Below are 2,796 nucleotides of genomic sequence, written 5' to 3'. Positions count from 1 at the left end.
ACCCGAGACCGCGGCCGGCCAGCGCGCGCCGGCCGAACTGCGCGGCGAAATCATCGACGGCGGCAATCTCGTGCGCCTGGCCGAGGCAGAAATTCTGGGCCCCCTCGATGCCAGGGCAAAGGTGATGATCCTCGAGGCCGCCAAACGCGTTTCGCTGGTGACGGCGGTCAGTCCACGCGCACTGGTCGATGTCGCCTATGTCGTATTCGAGGCCGGGCGGCTCATTCGCCGCCTGTCGGAGCTCTATGGCGGACGGCCCGGAACGCTGGGTTTCTTCCGCCTGGCGCGCAGCGTGCTGGCGCATCTGGCGGTTACCGGCTCGATCGCGGTCGGTGACAGTTTCGTCCAGCAGATCGTCGGCCACGGCCTGGCCGCGCGCCTTTCGGCCAAGCTTGGCGAGGGCGTCGTCAACGGCATGATGACGGCGCGCATCGGCATCGCCGCGATGGAGACGGCGCGACCCCTGCCCTTCAGCGCCGCCAAGCGTCCCGGATTGGGCGACTTCCTCTCGGCGCTGACATCGTTCGCAACCAGGAAAGATGGTGAAACGACCCCATCCGGCAAGTGAGACAGGCTGGAGTGTCCGGACATTCGGAATCGTTACCGGACTGCTCTGCCGCGGCTCCTCGGTGACGAAGCATTAACCAATCTTGTTCATGGTCAGACGGGTTCCAAACAGCATCTTTGTTGCCGGGTGTCGTCGATGAAAAGCGTAATTCTATCCAGCGTCCTGCCCCTGGCAACGGTGATTGCGGCAGTCGTCGGCATTGCCGGAGTGGCATCTGCGGCGGAGCCGGACAAGCAGTTCTTCCAGTCTGCTGAAGGCAAGTGGATCGGTCCCGGCGAAATCGTCGCCGGCAAGTACAAAGGCACCAAGTTCAACTGCAGCTTCACCGGCTCGACGCCCGACGGCAAGGTCGGCATGTCGCTCGACGGCGGCTGCCGGGTCGGCATGTTCACCCAGCCGATGTCGGCCAAGATCGAGCGCAAGGGCCGCGAGGGCTACAAGGGCAGCTTTATGGGTGGCGCGACCGGTTCCGGCCTCGACATCATCGGCGGCAACGTCGTCGATGCCCGCAAAGTGGTCTTCACCATCAACCGCAACCAGCTGCGCGGCGTCATGCAGGCTCGCATCCCTGACGACAATTCGATGACAGTGACTATTGCCGTGCGCGTCGACGACCAGTTGGTGCCGGTGATCGGCATGAGCTTGAAGCGCGTCGACGCAGTCGAAGTCGGCTCCATCGCGCCGAACTGAAATCGCGCCGAACTGAAAATCCGAAAAAAAGGCGGCGACCCCACGGTCACCGCCCTCTCCCTTGACCCATCGAATCAGGCGCTTAGGCCTTGATCTCAAATCAGGGCGTTAGCCTTTGATTGTGGCCGTCAGTTCGTCATAGGCCTTGCAGGCGTCGGCCAATGTCGTAGCGCCCTGATACTTGGTTGTCACCGCCTGGACCTTGGCCGTCAGATCAGCCGCTTTGGACGGGTCCTTGGTAATCGCTTCCTGCAGCGCGGTAGCCATGTCCTGCGCCTTCTTGGTCGCGATTTCCGCCGTGCACTCGGGCGCCTTCGAGCAAGCCGAACCGGCAAGCACCGCCAGGCCGACGGCAACAAACAAAAACTTCTTCATGTCAGTCATCTCCTCAAAAAGGGCGCGACTTGATCGTCGATCACCCTCCAATGGCCGAAGCCGAGCGTCCTTAGCCTTCGATTGCGGCAAGATGCAACGTGTTCCCGGCCTCAACTTGTGTATCGCGCCTGCAACATCGGCGGCGGCCCGGATTCAGGCTATTTTATCAGCGGCAGCAAAGTTCAGCTGCGTGGCTGCAGCAGCGCCAAGACGGCGGTCGATGCGGCAAGGACAGCGGTCAGAGTCAAAGGCCCGGTCGCGCCATAGGTGTCCACGACATAGCCGCCGACAACCGCGCCGATGGTGATGGCAATTTGGAAAGAGGTGACCATCAGGCTGCCCGCTGCCTCCAGCGCATCAGGCGCCGCGCGCGACATATTGGTCGGCAGCACCACCGGCGCCATGCCAAAGGCGAAACCCCACAGCGTAACGAAGCCGAAGGCAACGCCCATATGCGAGCCCCAAAGCACCAAAGTAAGTGCCGCAACCGCCATCAACGCCGCGGTGACTGCGAGGGCCATGTGGATGTTGGTGTCGGCCATGCGGCCGCCGGCAACATTACCGATCACGGCAGCGATGCCAAACCCGAGCAGAGCCAGGGCAATCGGTCCGGTTGTAAGGAGTGTCACCTGTTCGAGGAAGGGACGCACATAGACCGAGCCGGCAAAATGCCCCGTCATCAGCAAAACAATAGCCAGCATGCCGAGTTGGATGCCGCGCCGCCGGGTCAGCCGAAATACATCTGCAAGGCTGTTGCTTGCCGTTGCAGGCAAGGTCGGCAGGCTGAGAAACTGCAGCAGCATGGCAAGCGCGGCCAGCCCCGCCGTCATGGCCATGGCACTGCGCCACCCTATCCAGTCACTGATCAACGCGCCCATCGACGGTGCGGCAATGGTGGCAAGCGAGACGCCGAGGGTGACGATCGCCATGCCCCGACCTGTCGCATTGGCGCCAACCAGCCTCGCCACGACGGCGACCGAAAGTGCCCAGAAAGCGCTGAGAGCGATGCCCAGCCCGGCCCGGCCCAACAGCAACAGCCAGAAATCGGTCGCCAGCGCCGCCAGGATATTGGAACCGACCGCAAGAGCGCTGAGACCAACCAGCACCGCCTTGCGGTTCAAGCGGCCGATGAGAACATTGCTCAACACGGCCGTCACGGCGCC

Annotated in this window: 4 protein-coding genes; 2 read left to right on the top strand and 2 right to left on the bottom strand. The window is 62.9% G+C overall.

What is annotated here, in order from left to right:
* Positions 1-568, top strand: a 568-nt coding sequence (locus EN906_RS29735) for a TIGR01620 family protein (protein WP_127375584.1), incomplete at its 5' end; no start/stop codon positions are given.
* A 135-nt stretch (positions 569-703) separates the two neighbouring features.
* Positions 704-1,258: a hypothetical protein gene (locus tag EN906_RS29730; protein WP_127271313.1), complete on the top strand. Its 555-nt coding sequence runs from the start codon at positions 704-706 to the stop codon at positions 1,256-1,258.
* A gap of 108 nt (positions 1,259-1,366) precedes the next feature.
* On the opposite strand, the gene EN906_RS29725 is transcribed toward EN906_RS29730, so the two are convergent.
* Both EN906_RS29725 and EN906_RS29720 read right to left on the bottom strand, forming a co-directional pair.
* Positions 1,367-1,633 carry a hypothetical protein gene (locus tag EN906_RS29725; RefSeq protein WP_127271315.1) on the bottom strand — a complete coding sequence of 89 codons (267 nt, stop codon included), beginning with the start codon at positions 1,631-1,633 and terminating at the stop codon, positions 1,367-1,369.
* A gap of 182 nt (positions 1,634-1,815) precedes the next feature.
* Positions 1,816-2,796, bottom strand: a 981-nt coding sequence (locus EN906_RS29720; RefSeq protein WP_164777455.1) for an MFS transporter, incomplete at its 5' end; no start/stop codon positions are given.

The sequence above is a fragment of the Mesorhizobium sp. M7A.F.Ca.CA.004.06.1.1 genome (assembly GCF_003999135.1).
In the GTDB taxonomy this organism is placed as follows: Bacteria; Pseudomonadota; Alphaproteobacteria; order Rhizobiales; family Rhizobiaceae; genus Mesorhizobium.
This window is presented reverse-complemented; position numbering and strand designations above follow the sequence as displayed.